Annotated in this window: 20 protein-coding genes; 15 read left to right on the plus strand and 5 right to left on the minus strand. The window is 58.1% G+C overall.

Going from position 1 to position 21,495, the window contains the following annotated elements; all coding sequences use genetic code 11:
• Positions 1-408: 408 nt before the first annotated feature.
• The 5 genes from R2940_17460 to R2940_17480 all read right to left on the minus strand — a co-directional run bounded on the left by R2940_17460 (position 409) and on the right by R2940_17480 (position 4,226).
• Positions 409-1,731: an OmpA family protein gene (locus R2940_17460; GenBank protein MEZ4601579.1), complete on the minus strand. Its 1,323-nt coding sequence runs from the start codon at positions 1,729-1,731 to the stop codon at positions 409-411.
• 83 nt (positions 1,732-1,814) lie between these two features.
• Positions 1,815-2,084, minus strand: coding sequence for a cytochrome c (locus R2940_17465; GenBank protein ID MEZ4601580.1), 270 nt, complete (start codon positions 2,082-2,084; stop codon positions 1,815-1,817).
• A complete protein-coding gene (locus R2940_17470; GenBank protein MEZ4601581.1) occupies positions 2,084-2,875 on the minus strand; it encodes an acyl-CoA dehydratase activase in 792 nt (263 codons plus the stop codon). The genes R2940_17465 and R2940_17470 overlap by 1 nt, the downstream gene beginning before the upstream one ends.
• Complete coding sequence (locus R2940_17475; GenBank protein ID MEZ4601582.1) at positions 2,872-3,825, minus strand: 2-hydroxyacyl-CoA dehydratase; 954 nt, start codon at positions 3,823-3,825, stop codon at positions 2,872-2,874. Before R2940_17475 ends, R2940_17470 begins: the two co-directional genes overlap by 4 nt.
• A gap of 53 nt (positions 3,826-3,878) precedes the next feature.
• On the minus strand, positions 3,879-4,226 hold the full coding sequence (locus R2940_17480; GenBank protein ID MEZ4601583.1) for a hypothetical protein: 348 nt from the start codon (positions 4,224-4,226) through the stop codon (positions 3,879-3,881).
• Between the two features lie 295 nt (positions 4,227-4,521).
• Between R2940_17480 and murI the strand changes: the two genes are divergently transcribed.
• From murI to cas2, 15 genes are all read left to right on the plus strand, one after another.
• Complete coding sequence (gene murI / locus R2940_17485) at positions 4,522-5,322, plus strand: glutamate racemase (GenBank protein ID MEZ4601584.1); 801 nt, start codon at positions 4,522-4,524, stop codon at positions 5,320-5,322.
• Between the two features lie 25 nt (positions 5,323-5,347).
• On the plus strand, positions 5,348-6,136 hold the full coding sequence (locus R2940_17490) for a GerMN domain-containing protein (protein ID MEZ4601585.1): 789 nt from the start codon (positions 5,348-5,350) through the stop codon (positions 6,134-6,136).
• A complete protein-coding gene (locus R2940_17495) occupies positions 6,133-8,547 on the plus strand; it encodes a homocysteine S-methyltransferase family protein (protein ID MEZ4601586.1) in 2,415 nt (804 codons plus the stop codon). Before R2940_17490 ends, R2940_17495 begins: the two co-directional genes overlap by 4 nt.
• A gap of 25 nt (positions 8,548-8,572) precedes the next feature.
• Positions 8,573-8,959 carry a hypothetical protein gene (locus R2940_17500; GenBank protein MEZ4601587.1) on the plus strand — a complete coding sequence of 129 codons (387 nt, stop codon included), beginning with the start codon at positions 8,573-8,575 and terminating at the stop codon, positions 8,957-8,959.
• Between the two features lie 32 nt (positions 8,960-8,991).
• Positions 8,992-9,840 (plus strand): transketolase, encoded by an 849-nt coding sequence (locus R2940_17505; GenBank protein MEZ4601588.1) that lies wholly within the window; start codon positions 8,992-8,994, stop codon positions 9,838-9,840.
• A 114-nt stretch (positions 9,841-9,954) separates the two neighbouring features.
• Positions 9,955-10,893 (plus strand): transketolase family protein, encoded by a 939-nt coding sequence (locus R2940_17510; protein MEZ4601589.1) that lies wholly within the window; start codon positions 9,955-9,957, stop codon positions 10,891-10,893.
• Positions 10,894-11,061: 168 nt separating this feature from the next.
• Complete coding sequence (locus R2940_17515; protein MEZ4601590.1) at positions 11,062-12,429, plus strand: sigma-54 dependent transcriptional regulator; 1,368 nt, start codon at positions 11,062-11,064, stop codon at positions 12,427-12,429.
• A gap of 272 nt (positions 12,430-12,701) precedes the next feature.
• Positions 12,702-14,894: a CRISPR-associated endonuclease Cas3'' gene (locus tag R2940_17520; protein MEZ4601591.1), complete on the plus strand. Its 2,193-nt coding sequence runs from the start codon at positions 12,702-12,704 to the stop codon at positions 14,892-14,894.
• Positions 14,895-14,962: 68 nt separating this feature from the next.
• A complete protein-coding gene (gene cas5c, locus R2940_17525; GenBank protein MEZ4601592.1) occupies positions 14,963-15,628 on the plus strand; it encodes a type I-C CRISPR-associated protein Cas5c in 666 nt (221 codons plus the stop codon).
• Entirely contained in the window at positions 15,625-17,382 is a 1,758-nt protein-coding gene (cas8c, locus tag R2940_17530; GenBank protein ID MEZ4601593.1) for a type I-C CRISPR-associated protein Cas8c/Csd1, read from the plus strand. The genes cas5c and cas8c overlap by 4 nt, the downstream gene beginning before the upstream one ends.
• A gap of 2 nt (positions 17,383-17,384) precedes the next feature.
• On the plus strand, positions 17,385-18,245 hold the full coding sequence (gene cas7c / locus R2940_17535; GenBank protein MEZ4601594.1) for a type I-C CRISPR-associated protein Cas7/Csd2: 861 nt from the start codon (positions 17,385-17,387) through the stop codon (positions 18,243-18,245).
• Positions 18,246-18,336: 91 nt separating this feature from the next.
• Positions 18,337-19,203, plus strand: a complete 867-nt coding sequence (locus tag R2940_17540) for a HEAT repeat domain-containing protein (GenBank protein ID MEZ4601595.1) — start codon at positions 18,337-18,339, stop codon at positions 19,201-19,203.
• 32 nt (positions 19,204-19,235) lie between these two features.
• Positions 19,236-19,910 (plus strand): CRISPR-associated protein Cas4, encoded by a 675-nt coding sequence (gene cas4 / locus R2940_17545; protein ID MEZ4601596.1) that lies wholly within the window; start codon positions 19,236-19,238, stop codon positions 19,908-19,910.
• Complete coding sequence (gene cas1c, locus R2940_17550; GenBank protein ID MEZ4601597.1) at positions 19,855-20,886, plus strand: type I-C CRISPR-associated endonuclease Cas1c; 1,032 nt, start codon at positions 19,855-19,857, stop codon at positions 20,884-20,886. Before cas4 ends, cas1c begins: the two co-directional genes overlap by 56 nt.
• 3 nt (positions 20,887-20,889) lie before the next feature.
• The gene (cas2, locus tag R2940_17555) at positions 20,890-21,180 is read left to right on the plus strand and encodes a CRISPR-associated endonuclease Cas2 (GenBank protein ID MEZ4601598.1); all 291 of its coding nucleotides are present in this window, start codon (positions 20,890-20,892) and stop codon (positions 21,178-21,180) included.
• The last annotated feature ends 315 nt before the right edge of the window (positions 21,181-21,495 follow it).

The raw sequence follows: 21,495 nt of genomic DNA on the forward strand, positions 1-21,495 counted from the left end.
AATTGCGATATGAAAGGCGGATGATATTGTTGACAAAACCGGCTTTCAGGAAGGCGGGTCGGTGTCCCCCGCCGACTCAGGAGGAGGGGTCCCCGATGCATAAGATCTGCAGTTGGTGTCAAGCTGAAATCGGGTTTAATATTGAGTTGAAAGGCATAAGTCACGGCATATGCCTGAAATGCCTCAAAAAATACTTTCCGAAAGAGGCGGCCTCGATCATCGAAAAAATGAACCGAAGTTGACGAATTTTGCCGATCGTGAAGGTCCGCCCCGAGTCCATTGACACCTGTTGTCAAAAGGCAGCCTCTTATTTTCCTTTTGTCAGTTTAAGTTCCGGATAACAACAAACCCCGCTCCTTTGGAGCGGGGTTTGTTGTTATTGTCATTGAATGTCGGTTGAATCAGTCTCTATTCAGGAAGGACGGCACAGCAGATCAATTCCACCCGCCGGTTCTCGTACCGCCCCTCGGGGGTGGCGTTGGTTGCAACCGGAGTGGTTTCTCCGTATCCGCGAACCTTCAACCGCTCGCCGTCGAGACCGTAATCCTTGATCAAAGCTTCCCGGACGGCTTCGGCCCGCCGCAGGGAGAGTTTCTGGTTGTACGCGTCACTGCCGAGACTGTCGGTATGACCGGCTATGAGGATATAGGGGACGTTGGGATTGGCTTGAACGAACTCGGCCGCCTTCCTCACTTCATCCTTAAACTCCGGTTTTATCTCGGCCTTATCCAGATCGAAGTTGATATGGAGAGTAAGTTTCAGATCGCAGCCGGTTTCATCGACGGGCATGCCTTTGATTGTATTGGGGCACTTGTCCCGATAGTCGGGAACGCCGTCGCCGTCGCTGTCCAGCGGGCAACCTTTGGCGTCAACGGGAGCTCCCTGGGGGGTGCCGGGACATTCGTCGATGTCGTCGGTGACACCATCGCCGTCACTGTCCAGCGGGCAACCTTTGGCGTCAACGGGAACACCCTTGGGGGTGCCGGGGCACTGATCGAGATCGTCGGTCACACCATCGCCATCGCTGTCCAGCGGACATCCGTTGGCATCGACCGCAACTCCCCGGGGGGTGCCCGGGCATTTGTCGAGATCATCCGTCACGCCGTCGCCGTCGCTGTCCATCGGTTCGGCTTTGGCGGGCGCGGCAACGCCGGAAAACTGGAACTTCAGGCCGGCGGTGTAGAGCAGGTTGCTTTCCAGATTGCTTTCGTTGAAGGCCGCCAGATATCTCACGTCCGCCCGCAGGGCGATGTTTTCGGCGAAATAGTAAAGCAGACCGCCTCCGGCGTTCGCCATGAATTCATCGTCGTTGTCCAGGTCATAGAGTCCTGCACCCACCGCGAGATAGGGAACGAGCATGCTGTCCGGCATGAAGTGGTACAAGGCATCGAGCCGGTAGGTCATCAGATCCACATTGTCATCGGTGTCCTCCTCCTCCAGATTGGCCATGGAAACAACCGCTTCCAGGCCGAAGGCCTGGGTGAAGTTGTAGCCGAGACCGAGGCTGAAGGCCAAGTCTTCGTCCAGATTCTGATCTCCTTCCATGATGATTCCTCCAATCATCGGAGAAACCGATACAACTCCGGTTTTCAGTCCGGCCTGGCTGATCCCTGGAATGAGCAGGAAGATTAAAAACAGAAGGGCTAAGGCAGATCTCACGGTTTTCATGGCATGTCTCCCGATTGGAAAGAAAAGTGGATCAAATATGGTCAGGACAACGACTGAGAGCATACACCAATAATGAGAAAAATCAAGCGATGGACAAATTTTTGACGTGACGGGGAGCGAAGCCTCCAGGCGGGCCTGCAGGAGCCTTAGCGGGTCGGCAGGCGGTGGCAGAACAGGCAGCGGTAGCCGGCGGGATGATTGTCCGGCAGAGGGATGGCGTCGGGATTATGACAGTCGCCGCACCCTTTTTCCGCGGTTTTTTTGCCGTGAGCAACGGCTGTTTCGACAAACTGTTGGTGGATATCGTTGGCGGGCAGTTTCGGGGTGGTGGCGGGAGGGGCCATGAGCAGCAGGATGAGGACGGCGGCCCCGAGCAGCAGCAGCCCGGCATCGATGAAGCGGCGATACTTTTTCATTATTCTGTTTTCCGACTCGCGGAAGCGGCGAGAGTGGCGCAGCCGATGGCGCCGTTGTGCTGCGGGTAGCGGGGCAGGACAAGATCGGCACCGGTGGCGGCGCCGAGCAGGTGGCGAAAAGCCTGGTTTTTTGCTACTCCTCCGGTCAGGACGATCCTGTCGAGGGGGAATCGGCGCAACATCGGCATGACCCGCTTGATCAGGGTTTGGTTGACCCCCGCGCAGAGGCTGGGGAGGGAGTGGCCCTCAATGATCCTGCCGATCAGTTCGCTTTCTCCGAAGATGCCGCAGGTGGCATCCAGGGGAACGGGGTCGGCGTGATATTGGGCCAGTTCATCCAGCGAAATGTCGAGGACCTTGGCCATGTTTTCCAGGTAGCGGCCGGAGGAGGCGGCGCATTTGTCGTTCATCAGGAAATCGACCAGTATCCCGTCTTCGACCCGGGCCACCTTGGAGTCCTGGCCGCCGAGATCGAGCAGGGTGAAGGTCGAAAATCCGGTCTGCAGGCGGGCTCCGGCCACATGCGCCTGGATCTCGGGAACGATTTTGATGCCGGCCAGATTGAGGGCGTTGCGGCCGTAGCCGGTAGCGACCAGGGGAATGCCTGGGGTGTCGTCGAATCCGGGCAGATCAAGGCCTGCGAGGTCCAGCAGCAGTTGGCCATCCCGCCTGGACGCATGTTCCTTATAGAAGGGGATGGTGGGGACATCCCGCAGCCACAGGATCGTCTCCCCTTCCATTGCCGCGAACTTCACCTGGCGACTGCCGAGATCGATGCCGAAACCGGTCATGGCTGCCTCATGCGGAGCATTTCGACGAACCCCTCGATCCGGATCCTGGTGCGGGCGTCCAGCGGGCCGGGCCTGTCCCCTTCCAGGGTCAGGATCGGGGTCTTGAAGCGCTTGCGGACGATGAGGTCCTCGATCTGCCGGAAGCAGAAGGATTGCACATAGTGGATGATGCCGTGCACCTTGCGCCGGGAAATTTCCCGTTCGATATCGTCCAGTCGGAAAAAGATATCGTAGGGGTAGGTGTATCTCCGGTATTGCTCAACGATGGAATCGACATTGTAGGGCATGGAAAACTGGCGTTGGGTCTCATTGAACACCACCCGGGCGCCGGCCTCCTCGAGGGTCCGGTAGAGATCGGTGAATATCGGGGGCACGCCGATGTAGGCCAGCCTGAGGGATTCTGTCAGCGGCCTGCGGCTGTGCGCTTCTTCGAGAAAGCGGTCCAGGTCTTTTTCATAAACATCGGCGTCACCGTTCATGTCCGAGGTGCACACCTGAAAATAGTGGTTTTCCGCACCCGTCACCCGGTTTTCCTCCCAGGTCAGGCGATCGATTTCATGAACCTTCCGCCGGATCCGGTTGAGCTCGCGGCGTGCCTCCTCCACCTGCTCGCCGGTCACACCGAAGTAGCGGGCAAGTTTATCGATCTCGTGGGCCACACTCGAAGACGATCGATCGTAAGGGTAGGCAAATGGGATGGTGGTGACCCCGTGCAGCTGCAGGACTTCCATCAGGGCCTTGGTGTTGGAGCAGTCCCCTTCCGTGACGGCGATGACTTCACTGATGCCGCCACGCAGGGTGGCGCCGTAAAGACCCTTGATCCACCCGCAGCTGTTGCGGGGAAAACCGGCCATTTCCGCCTCGTCGATGAGGTCGTGGCAATGGGGATCGGTAATGAAGACGTTGTTCAGGTCTACCGGACGCCGCCCCGCGGCGAAAAGGATTTCCAACGGAATCGTAGTGGTGAATCCGACAGTATTATGCTGGGAGCTTGACAAGGGTTTCAATCGTGTTTGATGAATAAGAGATAGATCAGGGCGAATATCAGCACTAGGCCGCCCCCCAAGAAGACCAGCAGGGTATCCGAAAGGATGCCGTCGACGGCGGTGCCCTGCTGCAGGGTATAGTTGACCAGGCTGGCAAAGCCGACCAGCCCCAGGACAATCGAGAGCAGACCGTAGCGTCTCAGATAGACGGAAATAGCCGTAAAAATCGCCAAGCCGGCAAGAAACCAGGGATTGAAGATCAGGTCTCCGAGCTCTATCTCCCGCAGAAAATTCATGACCCGATCTGTTTCCAGATGTTGAAAAAAACCCAGTACCAGTTCCTTGAATGAAGAAGAGTTGTTCATGTGCCCCTCGGGGAATCCGCAATTCCTGCAACCGGGAATGCCGCAGTATAGCAAAACGCCTGCCAGAAACAAAGCCCAAAAGGGTTCCGCCCTTGACTTCGGTACGGTTTTGCTCCTATCATACCGGCTTTGGTTGGCTGTTTGTCTTAATCCCGGAACTTCATGATCACTTCCCCTGCAAGCCCAGATTGCAGGCCTTTTCAAGCCTCCTCTTCCATTCTGCGGGCTTGATCCGGCCCCCGACGCCGGTCTTGCGGGCAAGTCTCATGATTTAACTGGACGAGGTATTGCAAAGTTGCCTGAACGCGCTATCGGTGTATTCGATTCCGGGATCGGCGGTCTGACCGTTCTCAAAGAAATATTACGCTTCCTGCCCGGAGAGGAACTGTTTTACCTTGGGGATACGGCACGGGTCCCCTATGGCACCAAGAGCCCGGCGACCGTGCTCCGCTACGCAGTGGAGGCGGCGGGGTTTCTCGTGCGGCGTCAGGTCAAGATGCTGGTGGTGGCCTGCAATACCGCATCATCGGTGGCTATCTCCGAATTGGAGCAGCGTTACTGCCTGCCGGTGATGGGAGTCATTGAACCGGGCGCCCGCAGGGCCGCTTCGGTCACGCGCAGCGGCAAAGTGGGGGTTATCGGCACCGAGGGCACCATCCGCAGCGGGGCCTATACCCGTGCAATCCAGGCTCTGGATCCGGACATCAGGGTCTTTCCATCCCCCTGCCCCCTTTTCGTACCCCTTGTGGAAGAGGGGTGGGTGGATCACCAGGTCGCCCATCTGGTCGCTCGGGAATATCTGGAACCTTTGAAAGACCAAGGCATCGACACCCTCGTCCTGGGTTGCACTCACTATCCCTTGCTCAAGACGACCCTGCGCCAGGTTCTGGGTGACGAGGTCATGCTCATCGATTCGGCCGAGGAAACAGCTCATCTGGTGGCCGCCCTGCTTGGGAAAAACGGCTTTCTGCGGAGCGCCGCTCCCGGTCATCCCCGCTATTTCGTTACCGACGATCCGGGCCGCTTCACAAAGGTCGGAGGCGCCTTCGTCGGTTCTCTTTTGCAGGATGTCGAACTGGTGAATCTGGAAGATTAGATTGCATTCCCGAAGGAATTGACAGATGGAAGTTCCCTTCTGGGGAAAGATAGTCATTCTCGTTCTTTTGCTGGCCCTGCTGGTGATCGGCGTTCTCCTGTTTCAAAAATACCGGTCGGCCGCCCCGCAGCTGCCTGCCGCAACCGAAACGGTTGAGGAGCCGCAGGTCATCCGCGAGGTACGCCTTTATTTTGGAGACGACGAAGCCCTGTTTCTGGTGGCCGAGACCCGGGAGTTGGAAAACTGCCTTGAGGACGAGGCCTGTTTGCAACAGACCGTTCAGGCCCTGCTCGACGGCCCCAGTGGCGATCTGATTCCGATCATGCCCAAAAACGTCGCCATCAGGAGCGTATCCGAGCAGGAGGGGGTGGCCACCATCGATTTCAGTCGTGAATTCGTGACCGGACATCCGGGCGGTAGCGTTTCCGAACTCTTTACGGTTTATGGCCTCGCCAATACCCTGGCGGATAATTTCCCCTACATCCGGCAGGTTCGCATCCTGGTCGAGGGTCAAGCGATCGAAACCCTCAAGGGCCATGTCGATCTGAGCCGGGCGGTGGCCGCGGATTTCCGCTTTGTTCGCCGTCTCGATGCAGGAACCGGCACCGAGGCCGGTGCCGTACGGGGCGCCGAAGAGGTTACCGCGGATTTCCCGATGGCCGAGCCGGGGGAGGCCGAAACATTTTATCCTGAGGCCTACCCTGAGGCCAGTTCCAGCCCGCTGCAGGGGGAGATGCCTCTGCCGGAATCTGACCTGCCCGAGGAAGAGATGTTTCAGAACGACGGGGAAACCCCAACGGAGGTGACGCCATGAACGATTTTCTGCAGGCGATCGGGGAGCGGATTCTGGTGCTGGACGGAGCCATGGGAACCCTTCTTCAGGAACGGGGGCTGAAACCGGGAGGCTGTCCGGAGGAGATGAACCTGACCGATCCGGCCGTGGTCGCCGGAATTCACCGGGAATATGCCGAATCGGGCGCCGATATTATCGTCACCAACAGTTTCGGCGGCAGCCGGGAGAAGCTGGCCCATTACGGGCTGGAAAAAAGGGTCGCTGAAATCAATGCCCGGGCGGTTGATCTGGCCCGCGAGGCGGCAGGTTCGAAGGGATTCGTTGCGGCCTCCATCGGACCGACCGGGCGCTTTCTGAGACCGGTGGGGGATGCCGTTTTCGATGAAATGGTCGAAATTTTCGGGGAACAGGTGCGGGCCTTTGCGGCCGCGGGTGCCGACCTGATCACCCTGGAAACCTTCCTCGACATCGCCGAATTGCGGGCGGCGGTGATCGCCTGCCGCGAGTTTTCCGGTTTGCCGGTCATGGCCCTGATGACCTTCGAGGATGGCGGGCGTACCGTGCTCGGTACTTCGCCGCAGGCCGCCGCCGTGACTCTCGACGCTCTTCAGGTCGATGTGATCGGCTCCAATTGTGGTCTGGGCGTGGACGGGATCTATCAGGTGCTCGAGCGGATGCGGGAGGTCACCAACCGGCCGCTGATCGCCCAGGCCAATGCCGGACTGCCGAAGCTTGTGGATGGCCGAACCGTTTTCAACGCCACTCCCGAAGAGATGACCGCTTATCACGAGCGGATGATCCAGCTCGGCGTGCGGGTTATCGGAGGCTGCTGCGGGACCACTCCCGCTCATATCAAGGCCATGCGCGAGGCTCTCGAAGGCAGGGACCAGGCCTGGACGCCTCCGCCCCGGCGCTGTTTTCTCTCGAGCCGGACCGGCGTCGTGGAGATCGGCGGAAAGGCTCCTTGCGCCATCATCGGTGAGAGGATCAATCCGACCGGACGCAAGGGTTACGTGGCCGAGCTGCGGGAGGGCAAGACGGCCTACATCCGTCGTGAAGCCCAGGAGCAGGTTGTGGCCGGCGCCGACCTGCTCGACATTAATTGCGGCGCCCCCGGAGTCGATGAGCCGGCCTGTCTGAAAAGGGCGGTCCAGGCGGCCGTGGGGGTGACCGGCGTTCCGCTGGTCCTCGATTCCTCCGACCCGGCTGCACTTGAAAAGGGCCTCAAGGCCGCGGACGGAAAGGTGCTGATCAACTCGGTTTCCGGCGAGGAAAAGAGCCTCCGGGCCGTATTGCCCCTGGCCCGCAAGTATGGTGCGGCCGTCATCGGCCTGGCGCTGGACGGCGCCGGAATCCCGGAGACGGCCGAGGAGCGGGCAAGGGTGGCACGGACCATTCTGCAGGCGGCCGTGGGGATCGGATTGCCTCGCGAGGATGTGATCATCGACTGCCTGACCCTGACGGTCTCCGCCGAGCAGAAACGGGCCATGGAGACCATCCGTACCCTGCGGCTGGTGCAGGACGAACTTGGGCTAGCCACAGTGCTCGGGGTCAGCAACATCTCCTTCGGATTGCCGTCCCGTCCCGTCCTCTCCTCCGCCTTTTTCACCATGGCCCTTGAAGCCGGGCTTGCCGCCGCCATCATCAATCCGAAGGAAGAGAGGATGATGGATGCCTACCGGTCCTCCATGGTCCTTCTCGGCAAGGACCTGCGGGCGGAACGCTACATTGCCGCCTACAGCACCGCCGCTGCGCCCGCCCCTCCGGCGGCCGACAGTCAGGCGCCGATTCGGGAAAGGCTGGCGGCCGCCATCATCGGCGGCGACAAGGAAGGGGTCACCGGGTTGGTGGAAAAAGCCCTGGCCGAAAACCTCAGCCCGGCCGAAATCAGCAACGAAGGGCTGCTCCCGGGGCTGGAAGAGGTCGGCCGCCTGTTCGGCGACAACCGCATTTTCCTGCCCCAGGTCATGCTGTCGGCCGAAACCATGCAGACCGCCTTCGCCCGGCTTAAACAGGAAATGCAGGGGGCGGCCTCGTCGAGTCTCGGCCGGATTCTGATGGCGACCGTGGAGGGAGACATTCACGATATCGGCAAAAACATCGTCTGCACCCTGCTGGAAAACCACGGTTTCGAAATCATCGATCTGGGCAAGAACGTTCCGGCCGCACGCATTGTCGAGGAGGCCGAAAAACGGCAGGTGGATGCCGTCGGCCTTTCCGCACTGATGACCACCACGATCAATCAGATGGACGTGACCATAAAGCAGCTGCGGGATGCCGGAGTGCAGGTTTTCACCATGGTCGGCGGTGCCGTCGTTACCCAGGACTACGCCGATGCCATCGGTGCCGATCTCTATGCCGCCGACGCCATGGAGGCGGTCAAAAAAATCAAGATTCTTCTCAAAAAGCCGGGCCCGACAGTATCGGTTTGACTTCTATTTCAGCGGCAGGTGTGCGATGGCGGGTGGATTCAATCACAATTTCCATTACCAGGGCGAGATGTACCACGTGCAGACCGAGGACAGCGGGTCCAAAACCGCAAGGATCGTCACCCTGCTGTTCAGGGGCGGCACCATAGTGGCCTCGGAACGGTATTCCTACGTTGAACTGCTGGGGCGGGAGGACCTGCCCCTCCTGATCGAAGAGCGGATGAAGGAACAGCACAAGGAGATGGTGCTCCGGCTGAGAAGGGGAGAGTTCGACTCCGCCATGGGACAGGCGGGTGCCGAGGTCGATCCCGGGAATGAATGCACTGCTGGGGATATGCCCCAAATGTCGGATGATGATCTGGAAAAGCTGGTTTTTGCCTACCTGACCGTTGGGGATGACAGATACCGGATGTGATCCCCTGCACCACGGGCGATGCGGAAACAACAATGAAAGGAAGTTTGCGGCAGATGTTGAGCGAAGAAAACATCCGGGAGCTCGAAGAGACGGCCCGGCACCTCAGAGTCGAAGTATTGAAAATGCTCCATACCTCTCAGTCGGGGCATACCGGCGGCAGTCTGTCCGCCATCGATGTGATGACCGTCCTCTTTTTCCAGAGAATGCGTCACGACCCGAGCAACCCTCACTGGGAGGACCGCGACCGCTTCATCCTTTCGAAAGGGCATGCCGCACCGGCGCTCTACGCCTGCCTGGCCAACTGCGACTACTTCCCCACCGAGGATCTCAAGACCCTGCGTCGGCTCGGCAGCCATCTTCAGGGTCACCCGGACATGAACAAGACGCCCGGCGTGGAGGTCTGCACCGGGTCTCTCGGACAGGGGCTTTCCCAGGCCGTCGGCCTGTCCCTGGCCAACCGGCTGGCCGGACGTGCGTCCCGGGTGTACACCCTGCTGGGGGACGGCGAGATGCAGGAGGGGCAGGTCTGGGAGGCTGCCATGAGTGCAGCCCATTTCAAACTCGGCAACCTGTGCGCCATCATCGATCAGAACGGCTTGCAGATCGACGGAGAAACCGAGAAGGTCATGAACGTCGGACCGCTGGGACCCAAATTTCTCGCCTTCAACTGGCACGTGCTGGAAGTGGACGGCCACGACATCCGGGCCATTCTTCTGGCCCTGAACGAGGCCGAACAGGTCGTCGATCGGCCGACCATGATCATCGCCCGGACGGTCAAGGGCAAGGGAGTGCCCTTCTTCGAGCACAAGGCCAGCTACCACGGCGTCGCCCCCAGCGATGATGAACTTGAACGGGCCCTGCAGGTTCTGGCGTTGCACTGATACTGGCGACAGTGGGGACAGAGCTCGGGGCTCCCGCTTCAAAGGGACGCATAAATCCCCCGAGATCCTCAGGCTGAATAGATACCCATTTTCAATACAAGAAAGAGGAAAGCAGTGAGCGAAAAGATCGCAACCCGAGATGCCTATGGCAAAACCCTGCTGGAGCTGGGCGGCGAAAACGACAGGATCGTCGTTCTCGACGCAGACCTGTCCGGATCGACGAAAACAGCCCTGTTCGCAAAACAGTACCCCGATCGGTTTTTCAATGCCGGTATCGCCGAGGCGAACATGATCGGCATGGCCGCGGGACTGGCCGCCGGCGGCATGATTCCTTTCGCCTCGACTTTCGCCGTATTCGCCGCCGGCCGTGGATTTGAGCAGATCCGGCAATCCATCACCTATCCCCGCCTGAATGTGAAGGTGGTGGCCACCCACGGCGGCGTGACGGTCGGAGAGGACGGCGGATCTCACCAATCGGTGGAAGATCTGGCCATTATGCGCACTCTGCCCAACATGACGGTGCTCTGCCCCGCCGACGGACCGGAGACGGCGGCCGCCGTGCGCGCCGCAGCCGCATATGCCGGTCCGGTGTTCATCCGCCTGGGGCGCGGCAAGGTGCCGGTGGTGTTCGGACAGGATTGCTCTTTCCAGATCGGCCGCGGCGTTACCCTCCGCGCGGGCGGTGACATGACCTTCATCTCCACCGGTCTGATGACTGCCGAGGCCCTGAAGGCTGCCGAGATCCTGGCGGAGGAACGGATCGACGCCCGGGTCATCCATCTCGGCACCATCAAACCCCTCGATCTCGACCTGGTGCTGAAGGCGGCCCGTGAGACGGGAGCGGTGGTCACGGCGGAAGAACATTCAGTGATCGGCGGATTGGGAGGAGCGGTGTGCGAAGCTCTGGCTGAAGGATGTCCCGTACCCGTGGAGAGGGTGGGGCTGCGCGACCAGTTTGGTCAGTCCGGAACCGCCGAGGAACTGCTAACCTACTACGGACTTACGGCTGCACACCTGGTGGAAGCGGCCGAACGGGTCCTGAAGCGGAAGTAAAAGTCGTTTCGCGGCGGTTTTAATCGGGAATCCAGCCGCTAAAACCCTGGAATCCTGGATGCCCGATAGAATCTCTCGGGCATGACGGATCAAATCCGCGAAGGCAACCCAATTTAGCCCCGGCATATTTTGTCCGGTCAAAACAGTCCTTTTTCGAAGAGGCGCACCGTGCGAAAGCAAAAAGTTTTGCTGGTCGACGAGGATAGACAGCTCTGCAGTTCCCTTGCGGTTCAATTGACGGAACGGGACTACGAGGTGGCCAGTCTCTTCTCCGGCCAGGGGGCGCTGGAACTGCTGGCCGAGGAATCCCCCGACCTCCTGCTGCTGGAACAGGGGCTGGCGGATATGGATGGTCTCGAGGTCCTGCGGCAGGCCAAACAGCTCGACGAAGACCTGAATGTCATCCTGGTGACGACGTCCGATGCCCCGGAGGTAGCGGTACAGGCCCTGCGGCTCGGTGCCTTCGAATGTCTGCGCAAGCCGGTCAATACCGACGAACTGGTGCTGGTCGTCGAACGGGCTCTGGAAACAGGCCAGCTCAAGCGGGAAGTGGCCAAGCTGCGGTCCGAACGACCGGCCCGCTTCGGCGTCGAAAACATCATCGGCCGCAGTCAGGACATGAAGAAGATTCTGGCCATGGTGCGCAAGATTGCCCGCAGCGAAGCCGGCACGGTTTTCATCCAGGGCGAGAGCGGCACCGGCAAGGAACTGATCGCCAAGGCCATCCATTATGAGAGCAGCCGGGCTGATCACCCCTTTATGGCCATCAACTGTGCGGCCGTGCCCGAAACCCTGCTCGAAAGCGAGATCATGGGCCACGAGAGGGGCGCCTTTACCGATGCCAAGGTGCTGAAGAAAGGGCTTTTCGAACTGGCCGACGGCGGCACCGTCTTTCTCGACGAGATCGGGGATATGGCGCTGGCCATGCAGGCCAAGCTGCTGCGGGTCCTGGAGGAGCGCTCATTCCGCAGGGTCGGCGGCACCAAGGACGTCAAGGTCGATGTCCGGATCATTTCCGCCACCAACCGCGACCTGCAGAAGGCGATGGAGGAAAAAACCTTTCGTAACGACCTCTACTACCGAATCGGGGTGATTCCGATCCAGCTTCCGCCCCTGCGGGAGCGCCGGGAGGATATTATCCCGCTGGCCGAACACTTCATCAACCAGTTCAACAAGGAGTTCGGCAAGCAGGTCCGCGGCATTTCCCGCATGGCGGAAAAGATCCTCACCGAGTACGACTGGCCCGGCAATATCCGGGAGCTGAAGAACGTCATCGAGCGCTCGGTGATCCTCGAATGCGAGGAAACCCTGCTGGTGGAAAATCTGCCCCGCGAGCTGATCGACCGCACCGTCGGCACCGCCGGCCCCCTCAATTTCCGGCTCCCTCCCGAAGGGATCGACATCGAGGATGTGGAGCGGGAACTGATCCGCCAGGCCCTGGAGATGGCCGACGGCAACCAGTCCCAGGCGGCAAGGCTGCTCAACCTGGGCATCGACGCCCTGCGCTACCGGATGAAAAAGTTCGATTTCATGTAAGACAAAAGCGGGCCGCAGGGCCCGCTTTTGTCTTTCGGAGAAGGAAGTCGGACGATAAAGGAAGGAAAATTTTCATTATTAAAATATTTGACGTTAAGCCCCTATATCGGTATGAATGAATGATCATTTTCGTACTGTAATGCATGGAGGGGGCATGCCGGGGAAAACCTGGTCGATGATCAACCACAACCGCGCGCCGGAGCAGATCCGGTGGGCGGTTTTTTATTTTCATACGGCAGGATATTTGTCCCTGATTGATAAGGAGGGGATCTGTGCAAGATTATTATGCTCATTCAACCGAATCGAAAATCAAGGACGATTGGCAGACTCTTGACGAACACCTCCGGAATGTCGCCAATCTGGCCAGCATGTTTTCATCGGTTTTCTGCGCCGGAAAATGGGGGAAGTTGTCCGGCCTCTTGCATGATGCCGGAAAAGCATCGGTGGCTTTCCAGCGCAGGTTGGAGGGGCAGCAGGCAAGGGTTGATCATTCAACTTTTGGCGCCCGCCTGGCCCGAGAAAAGGGCGGGCTGTTCGGACTGATCCTGGGCTATGTGGTGGCCGGGCACCATGGTGGCATCCCTGACGGGGGCGAACAGGAAGGGCAACTGCACTTCCGTTTGAAGCATGGCAAGGTGCCGGAAGATGTTGAACTTCTTTGGGAGATAGATTTTCCGACGGAATTGAGGCCGCCATTCAAACCAGCCCGAGACCGGGGAGGCTTCAGTCTGGCCTTTTTCTGTCGCATGCTTTTCTCCTGTCTGGTCGATGCGGATTTTCTGGATACCGAGGCCTTTTGCGACCCAGAAAAAGTCGAGTTTCGGCCGCCTACTGTTTCCTCGCCGTTGTTTGCCGAGCTCAAAAGGCGCCTCGACAACCATCTTGAAGCAAAAGCACGCGCGTCCGTTCCAACTCCCGTCAACAAATGGCGTCAGACCATTCTGGCCCAATGCCGGGGGAAAGCCAAACTTTCACCGGGCTTTTTCTCCCTCACCGTTCCCACTGGCGGTGGCAAAACCTTTTCCTCTCTGGCGTTTGCCCTGGAGCATCTTGTGGCAAACGCGGAAGTGTCCGGATTGCGTCGGATCATCTATGCGATCCCTTTCACCTCCATCATCGAGCAGAATGCCAGGGTATTTCAGGATGTTCTGGGGCGTGAGCATGTTTTGGAGCATCACTGCAACTACAGGGGGAGCGATGATCCCGAGGATCGTGCCTACAGCCGTACGCGGGGCCTGGCTGTCGAGAACTGGGATGCCCCTGTGGTGGTCACCACCAACGTGCAGTTTTTCGAATCCCTTTTCAGCAACAAGCCTTCCCGTTGCCGCAAACTTCACAACATCGCCAAAAGCGTCATCGTGCTCGATGAGGCCCAGGCGATTCCCACCGAGTATCTGGAACCCTGCCTGGCGGCGCTGCGCGAACTTGTAGAGCACTACGGTTGTACGGTGGTGCTCTGTACTGCTACTCAACCTGCTCTGGACGACAAAAGCGGCCTGCGCATGGCACTGTCGAGCGTAACCGAAATTGTCGAAGATCCTTCCCAGCTCTATCGCGAGCTCTCGCGGACGAAGGTCGAATTCATCGGCAAGCTTTCGGACGATTCACTTGCGGAGCGGCTGCGGGCGGAATCCCGGGTGCTCTGCATTCTTCCCACCAAGCCTCAGACCAGGGCCGTGTTCGAGAAGCTCCGGGGAGTCGAGGGCGTTTTTCATCTGTCGACCAATATGTATCCGGAACACCGGAGGCAGGTGCTGGACGAGATTCGTATCTGTCTGAAAGAAGAAAAGCCCTGTCGGGTAATCTCAACCTCTCTGGTCGAAGCCGGGGTCGATCTCGACTTTCCCGTTGTCTATCGAGCCATGGCGGGACTGGATTCCATCGCCCAGGCGGCCGGCCGATGCAACCGCGAGGGGAAGATGGAGAGGGGGAAAGTTTTCGTTTTCGACACCGAAAAACTCCCGTCCATGCCCTGGCTCAAGCGCTGTATGTCCCGTGCCGCCGAAACGCTGAGGACTCTGCCTGATGCTGATCCCCTTGGGCTTGAGGCGATGAGAAGATATTTCGAGCTGCTTTACGACGTGCAGGAACTGGACAAGAAACAGATCATGGCGCGCTTGAACGTTTTAACCAGAGACCTGTATTTCCCTTTCAGCGACATCGCCGGCGACTTCCGATTCATTGAGGATGAAAGCATCGGGATCATTATCCCGGACGGTCCGGAAGCGGAAAAGCTGGTTCAGGAATTACGGTATACGGAATTCCCCCGGGCAACTCTCAGAAAGCTGCAGCAATATACCGTTGGGGTGCGGACGAGGGAATTTGTCGCCCTCGCCGATGCGGGAGCGCTGGAGATGGTTCGAGGGGAATTTCCGGTTTTGCGCAATATGGCCGCCTATCAGAAGGATGTGGGTCTGTGTGTGACGGAAGGGGAAGTTTGGGATCCCAAGGTGCTGATTCAATGAAATAAAAGGCAAGTGCAGGCCGCCCCCCTTGGCGGCGGCCCACAATCTCATATCAAAGGAGGAAGCCTATGGCGTATGGCATCAAGCTGCGGGTGTGGGGGGATTATGCCTGCTTCACCCGTCCGGAAATGAAGGTCGAGCGCGTCTCCTATGACGTGATGACCCCTTCGGCGGCGCGGGGGATTCTGGAGGCGATTCACTGGAAGCCCGCCATCCGCTGGGTGATCGACAAGATCCACGTTTTGCGTCCCATCAAGTTTGACAACGTTCGCCGCAACGAGGTCAGTTCCAAGATTCCCAAGCCGAATCCCGCCACCGCCATGCGCGACAAAAAGCCGCTCTACTTTCTGGTCGATGACGGCGGCAACCGCCAGCAGCGGGCCTCGACCCTTCTGCGCGATGTCGAATATGTCATCGAAGCCCACTTTGAAATGACCGACAATTTTGGCGTCGAAGACAACGAGGGGAAGCATTTGGATATCTTCCGGAGGCGGGCAAGAAAGGGGCAGTTTTTTCATCAGCCCTCTCTTGGGTGCCGCGAATTTCCGGCATCCTTCGAACTGATCGAGGACGAGGTCCCTGAATCCTGTTACGCCGGGCAGTCCAAGGACCTGGGCTACATGCTGCTCGATATCGACTTTGCCAGCGACATGACCCCGCTGTTTTTCCGGGCCACCATGGAGAACGGCATCATTTCGCCGCCCTCGCCCCTGGCTCCGGAGGTGCGCGCATGATTCTGCATGCTCTTAACGGCTACTATGAACGGATGCTGGAAACCCCCGACTCCGGGATGCCTTCTTTCGGAACCAGTATCGAGAACATTTCTTTTGCTCTGGTGCTTGCCGAGGATGGCACTTTGCGAAGTGTGGAGGATCTGCGGGAGACGGATGGCAAAAAATTGCGGCCCCGGAGGATGCCGGTGCCGGCGGCGGTGACAAGGACATCGGGAGTTAAAGCCAATTTTCTCTGGGATAAGGCTTCCTATATTTTCGGCGCGGATGGCGACGGACCTTCCGAGCAGAATCGTCAACGCTTCAATGCCTTCAGTGATTTGCTGCAAACGGTTGGACAGGATCTTGAAGATTCCGGTTTTGCGGCCATCTGCCGATTTCTGGAAAACTGGGAGTGTGAACAAGCTGAAGAGATCATTTCTTGTTTTCAGCCCTGGGAGGATATCTGTAACGCCAATCTGGTCTTTCGTTTGGATGGCACCCGCGGGTTTATTCATGACCGCCTGCTGGTGCAGCGAGAATGGCTCAAATTCAGTCAGAGCAACACCGATACGTCTCTCGTTCAATGCCTGATTACGGGGGAAAAGGATGCCCCTTTGGCCCGTGTTCATACCCCGATCAAAGGCGTTCGAGGCGGGCAGACCTCTGGCGGATACATTGTGTCTTTCAATGCGTCGGCGTTCGTTTCCTACAATCAGGATAAAGCCTCCGTGGCGGAGACCTCTGCCTTCGCCTACACCACCGGCCTGAATTCCTTGCTGTCCAGCAGCAGTCGTCAGAAAATCATCATTGGGGATGCGACTTACACATTCTGGGCCGCCTGCAACAACCCCGTGGAAGCCATCTTTGCCGACCTGTTCGATCCGCCTGCTGAAGAAAATTCGGAAAAAGCGTCTACCTTCCGGGACGATCAGCAAACCACCGGTCAGATCCGGGATCTGCTCAAGGCGCTTCGGGACGGGCGGAAAGCGACCGACTTTCTTCCCGGCCTGGATGAGGACGTGCAATTTTTCATTCTCGGGCTGGCGCCTAATGCCGCGCGGCTGTCGATCCGCTTTTGGGAGGCAAACAGTTTGGGAACCTTGCTTGAGCGCGTCGGAAAGCACTATGAGCAAATGAACATCGTTCGGCAATACGACAGTGAGCCGGAATTCCCGCCTCTCTGGCGACTGCTCTCCCAGACCGCCAGCCTCGGCAAGACGGAGAACATCTCGCCCGTCCTTGCCGGAGGAATGGCTCGCGCGGTGCTAACCGGCGCACTCTATCCGCAGAATCTGTTGCCCGTTGTGCTGGACCGGATCCGTGCCGAGCACAACGTCACCTATTTTCGCGCCGCTCTGCTCAAAGCCTTTTTGCAGCGCAACAAACGAATGGAGGTTTCCGTGTCTCTCGATCTTAATCGGACCGATCGGCCCTATCTGCTGGGGCGGCTTTTCGCCGTGCTGGAAAAAGCACAGGAAGAGGCTATCCCCGGGGCCAATTCCACCATCAAGGATCGTTATCTGGCATCGGCGGCAGCCACGCCCAGCCAAGTATTCCACATGCTGCTGAAAAACTCGGCCAACCACATTGCCAAACTGAAAAAAGATCCGGAAAAGAAGGGGCGTGCTTTTCATTACGACGTGATGACCCAGGAGATTATCTCCGGATTGTCCGATTACCCGAAAACGATGAAGGCCGAAGAACAGGGGCTTTTCATGATCGGTTACTACCACCAGCGCAAAGATTTTTACACGAAAAAAACCCAGGAGGCCTAACCATGACCGCAATCGCAAATCGCTATGAATTCGCTCTGTTGTTCGATGTTCAAAACGGCAACCCCAATGGCGATCCCGATGCCGGCAATATGCCTCGCTTCGATCCCGAAACCGGTCATGGGCTGGTAACGGATGTTTGCCTGAAACGCAAGATCCGCAACCATGTGGCCCTCGCCAAAGAGGGTGCGGAGGGGTTCAAAATCTATATCCAGGAAAAGGCCGTTCTGAACCAGACCCATGAAGTTGCGTATACAGAGTGCAAGTTAAAACCCGAAACAAAAAAACTGCCGAAGAAGGTCGAGGACGCAAAGAGAGTCACCGACTGGATGTGCACGAATTTTTTTGATATTCGCAGCTTCGGTGCGGTCATGACTACCGAGGTCAATTGCGGCCAGGTACGCGGCCCGGTGCAATTGGCTTTCGCCAAGAGTGTAGAGCCGATTGTATCCCAGGAAGTCAGCATCACCCGCATGGCGGTAACCAACGAAAAAGACCTGGAAAAAGAGCGGACCATGGGACGCAAGCATATCGTCCCTTACGGTCTGTATGTCGCGCAAGGGTTTATTTCCGCGCCGCTGGCGGAGAAAACAGGATTCAGTGAGGGCGATCTGGAGCTGCTCTGGAATGCGCTGATCAACATGTTTGAACATGATCGCTCTGCCGCCAGAGGGATGATGAGCAGCCAGAAGCTGTTCGTCTTCAAACACCAGGACAAACTCGGCAATGCCCCTGCCCACAAGCTCTTCGACCTGATCGACATCCGGCGCAAGGAGGGCTCCGAAGGTCCGGCGCGTTCCTTCAAGGACTACACGGTGACAATCGACAATCCCCCGGCAGGGGTCGAAATCATCGAAAAGCTGTAGAAAACCAGCCTCCATGGTGTCAATCCGACTTATTTCGGCTGGTGACGCCATGGAGGTCTGAAGGAGCGCAATGAGTCGAGGGGAAGGGGAGATGAACAGTACCAACGAAAAGAAGCTGGCGAAACGTGCCACGGATCTGGGCAACAGTGCAGATCCAAAAGCCTTTCCGGCATTGGCGGAACTGGTCACTTCCGAGTCTCCCCTGGTGCGGCGGCTCGCAGCTTCTGCCATTGGCAAATTGGCCGGCATCATCTCTGCCGGCCCCGCAGTAGAGGCGCTCCATCCATTGCTGCGGGACGAACATCCGCAGGTGCGGCAATATTCGGCCAAGGCGCTGGGGGCATTCGGCGCCGATGCGAAAGCGGCCCTGCCGGATCTCCGCGACCTTTACAGCAATCCTGTAGAGCGCGACTATGTGAAGCGGAGTGTGCTGGCGGCAGGTAAACTGATCCGGTCGGCCGTCGATATCGCGGAGAGACAGGTCATCCACTACTGTCAACGCTGCGGGGTGAAGCTCGAGTCGGATGAATATGTCCGCAGTCAAAAAGCCTTTCAGCGCTCCTTTTGCAACTATTGTTTCGACGAAGTGTTCCTGGAGCGACGCAACTTCGAAACCAAGGTGCAGTTGCAGAAAGAAATCCGGGCCAGGGACGGAACCTGGGTGCAGTCGGAGGGCGAACGGCTGATCTGCGATACCCTGGAGTCGGAGAAGATCCGTTACCGCTATGACGAGCGCTTCCGTATTCTGGATGGCTACGCCATTAGGCCGGATTTTTACCTGCCGGAGTTCGACGTCTATATCGAGTATTGGGGGATGGACACCGCCGATTACAAGATCGGAATGCTCAAAAAGCAGAAACTCTACCAGCAGCAGGGCAAGCGGCTCATTTCCCTTTACCCAGACGATAAGCCGCGCATGCGTGAAATTCTGCTTGAAAAACTCGGTAAATACAGATGACTTGTTGACGGGCCAGTCCAACGGATCATTCCATGTACGCCGAATCCGACTACATCATGCTTTCCGCCCTTCAGCACTACCTCTATTGCCCGCGCCAGTGCGCATTGATCCATATAGAGCAGGTTTGGGCGGAAAACAGATTCACTGCCGAGGGACGAGTGCTGCATGAGCGGCCGGACAGCGGGAAGGTGCACCATCAGGGGAGCGTCCGTAGCGTGCGGACCCTGCCGATTCGCTCGCAAAGGCTGGGCGTGAGCGGCCAGGCCGACGTCGTGGAGTTTCACGGTGAAGGGACGGTTTTTCCCGTCGAGTACAAGCGGGGCAAGCCCAAAAAGGATCGCTGCGACGAGGTGCAGCTTTGCGCCCAGGCACTCTGTCTTGAGGAGATGCTGGATGTCGAAGTCAGGGAAGGCGCTCTTTTTTATGGACAGAAACGGCGCCGTCATTCTGTCCTATTCGATTCCGGTCTCAGGAAACTGACGGAAACAACCATCAACCGGGTTCACGATTTGCTCTGCGGCGGCGTGACGCCCAAGGCGGTCTATTCCAAAAAATGCGACCAATGTTCACTTGTAGCAGCCTGCCTGCCGAAAAGCTGTACGGCCAGCCGGTCGGTCAGAAAATATCTGGCGGGAATGCTGAGGGGGGCCGATGAGAAAGATGCTCAACACGCTCTATGTGACGACCCAGGGAGCGTACTTGAATAAAGAGGGGGAGACGGTTGTCGTCAATATCGAGCGTGAAACGAAACTGCGCCTGCCGATTCATACCCTGAGTTCCATCGTCTGCTTCGGCCAGGTCACCTGCAGCCCGTTTCTTCTCGGCCATTGTGCTGAAAACAATGTGTCGGTCAGCTTCATGACCGGCTATGGAAGGTTTCTGGCCCGGGTGCAGGGCCCGGCCGCCGGAAACGTCCTGCTTCGCCGGGAACAATATCGGCAGGCGGATAATCTGGAGGCCTCGGCCCGGCTGGCGCGGATGTTCGTCCTCGGCAAGGTCTCCAACAGCCGCACCGTACTGAGCCGAGCCATGCGCGACCATGGCGCGAAAATCCCGTCGAACGGCATGGAAAAGGCAATCGGACAGTTTTCGAAAGTCGCCCGCAAGCTGTTGTATGAAAAGGATCTGGATAACATTCGCGGCATCGAGGGGAGGGCGGCCAACGAGTATTTCGCCCTGTTCAACGATCTGATCGTCTCGCAAAAGGAGGATTTCGTTTTCACCGGACGCAATCGCAGGCCGCCGCTGGACCGGGTGAATTGTCTGCTCTCCTTTCTCTACTCGTTGATTTATCACGATGCGCGCTCAGCCCTCGAAACCGTCGGGCTCGATCCGGCCGTCGGCTTCCTGCATCGCGATCGCCCTGGCCGCCTGAGCCTGGCTCTCGACCTGATGGAAGAGTTCCGCCCCATGTTGGGTGATCGCCTGGCATTGTCACTGATAAATCTCGGCCAAGTCCGGAAAAAAGGCTTCAATGTCACCGAGTCAGGAGCAGTGATCATGGATGACGATACTCGAAAGGTGGTGCTGACGGAATACCAGAAGCGGAAGCAGGTCGAGATTGAGCATCCCTTTCTCAAGGAGAAATTGCCGTTGGGGATGTTGCTTCTCGCCCAGGCCCAATTGCTCAGTCGCTATCTGCGAGGCGACCTGGACGAGTATCCGCCCTTCATCTGGAGGTGATTCATGATGGTGTTGGTAAGCTACGACGTGGCCACATCGGATACCGCCGGTCCCAGACGCTTGCGCAAGGTCGCGAAAATCTGCACAAACCACGGCCAGCGGGTGCAGTTTTCCGTATTCGAATGTCTGGTCGATCCAGCCCAATGGGTGGCCATGCGGCAGCAACTGGTAAAGACGATCGATGAAACCCAGGACAGTTTGAGATTCTATTTTCTTGGTGCCAATTGGAAGAATAGGGTTGAGCACGTCGGTGCAAAGAAGACTATTGACCAGGAGGGGCCATTGATCCTCTAGCGAACCTCAAGCTATGCAGAAAAACCCGGGAGGTTCGCGGAATGGATACTTGAGGGTTTTAAGGGGATTTTTTCTTTTGTTCAGTCGGAAGCGGCAAGTAGTTTGATCTCTTTTTGAAAGGTTCGCGTAAAAAAGGGAAAAAGGTTTTACTTGATCGAGGTTTAAAGCAGGACAGTCGCCCCCCGTGCGGGGGCGTGGATTGAAACGCCGTTGGTGCGCCAGCTATTCCCCAGAATCCCGTCGCCCCCCGTGCGGGGGCGTGGATTGAAACAAGAAAGCAGTTTGGCCTCAAGCTCGGAAAGTTGTCGCCCCCCG

The sequence above is a fragment of the Syntrophotaleaceae bacterium genome (assembly GCA_041390365.1).
Classification (GTDB): Bacteria; Desulfobacterota; Desulfuromonadia; order Desulfuromonadales; family Syntrophotaleaceae; genus JAWKQB01.